The organism is Inquilinus sp., assembly GCF_057815775.1.
This window is the reverse complement of sequence record NZ_JBYRFX010000170.1, coordinates 1-1,729: the sequence shown is the minus strand read 5'-3', so window position 1 is coordinate 1,729 and position 1,729 is coordinate 1. Positions and strand designations below refer to the sequence as shown.

Genomic DNA, 1,729 nt, shown 5'->3' with positions numbered 1-1,729 from the left:
GCCGGCTGCATCTGTGGCGCCTGGCGATCAAGCCGGGCCGACCGGTGGCGCTGGGCCAGATCGGCGACGTGCCGCTGCTGGGCCTGCCCGGCAACCCGGTCGCGGTCATGGTGACCTTCCTGCTGGTCGCCCGGCCGATCCTGCTGCGCCTGGCCGGTGCCGAGGACCTGCCGCTGCGCCGCTTCCCGGTCGTCGCCGGCTTCGACCACAAGAAGAAGCCGGCGCGGCGCGAATTCATCCGGGCGGTGCTGGAGACCGATGCGTCGGGCACCCTGGTCGCCCGCCGGCACGGCCGCGAAGGATCCGCGATCCTCAGCTCCCTGGCCGGCGCCGAGGGGTTGGTCGAGCTGGGCGAAGACATGACCCGCGTGGCGCCAGGCGATCCGGTTGCCTATATCCCGTTGAGCGCCCTCATCTGAGACACTCATGAAGCTCCTGTATTTCGCCTGGGTCCGCAGCAAGATCGGCATGGCCGGAGAGACGGTGACGCCGCCGGAGACGGTGCGCGACGTCGCCGGGCTGCTGGCTTGGCTGCATGGCCGCGGCGCCAATTATGCCGATGCGCTGGCCAACCCGGCGGTGGTCCGGGTCGCAGTCAACCAGCGCTTCGCCAAACCGGCCGACCCGGTGGCCGCGGGCGATGAGATCGGGCTGTTCCCGCCCGTGACGGGGGGCTGAGATGGCCGTGTTCGTCCAGGAGGCGGATTTCGATCCGGGTGTGGAAATGGCCGCGCTGTCGGCCGGCCGCACCGATGTCGGCGCCGTCGCCAGTTTCGTCGGGCTGGTGCGCGGCGTCGCCGGCGGCACCACGGTCACGGCGATGACGCTGGAGCATTACCCCGGCATGACCGAGCGGCAGCTGGAGGAGATCGAGGTCGAGGCCCGGTCGCGCTGGCCGCTGCTGGAGGTCCGCATCCTGCATCGCTTCGGCCGGCTGGAGCCGGGTGACCGGATCATGTTCTGCGGCGTCGCCTCGACCCATCGCGAAGCCGCCTTCGAGGCCTGCGCCTTCCTGATGGACTGGCTGAAGACCAAGGCGCCGTTCTGGAAAAAGGAAGAGACGCCGGAGGGCGAACGCTGGGTTGAGGCCAAGGCCGAGGACGACGCGGCCGCGGACCGCTGGCGCTGAATTCAGTCCTGCCGATTCCACGCTTCTCACCGTGCCGGGGGCGGTGTAGCCCGACGGTAACGATGGGGGAAACGCGGCATGGTGCAGGTATCGGCGCAACCGCCGGCGGGCTGGGCTGACCTGCTCGCCGAAGGGCGGCTGCCGAAATTCGCGATGATCTGCCTGGGGATCTGGCTGAACGCGGCCGATTCCCTGGTCACCGCCACTATCATGCCCAGCGTCGGCGCCGATCTGGGCGGCTATGCCTATTTCAGCTGGGCCACGGCCGGGTTCCTGATGGGTGCGATCCTGGCCGGCGCCAGCACCGGGCGGCTGTCGGAGCAGTTCGGCCTGCGCTGGGCCTCCGCCATCGCCGGGCTGGCCTTCGCGCTGGGCTGCGTGGCGAGCGCCGCGGCCCCGACCATCGGCATCTTCCTGGCCGGCCGGCTGCTGCAGGGCATCGGCAGCGGCTGGGTCGCCGGCTTTTCAATGATCGCCATCGCCATCCTGTTCCCCGAACGCCATCTGGCCCGGATGTTCGCCGTGGCCTCCGGCATCTGGGGCATCGCCACGGTGCTGGGCCCCCTGGTCGGCGGCCTGTTCGCCCAGGCCGGCGACTGG

General features: G+C 70.6%; 3 protein-coding genes and 1 pseudogene. All 4 read left to right on the top strand.

The features are described 5' to 3' along the window. A pseudogene (locus AC3XYG_RS06140) lies at positions 1-419 on the top strand (molybdopterin molybdotransferase MoeA); the annotation flags it as partial. 7 nt (positions 420-426) lie between these two features. Then, entirely contained in the window at positions 427-678 is a 252-nt protein-coding gene (moaD, locus tag AC3XYG_RS06135) for a molybdopterin converting factor subunit 1 (protein ID WP_489138927.1), read from the top strand. 1 nt (position 679) lies between these two features. After that, on the top strand, positions 680-1,129 hold the full coding sequence (moaE, locus tag AC3XYG_RS06130) for a molybdopterin synthase catalytic subunit MoaE (RefSeq protein WP_489138926.1): 450 nt from the start codon (positions 680-682) through the stop codon (positions 1,127-1,129). Between the two features lie 78 nt (positions 1,130-1,207). Then, positions 1,208-1,729: MFS transporter (locus AC3XYG_RS06125; protein WP_489138925.1), on the top strand; the 522-nt coding region annotated here is incomplete at its 3' end.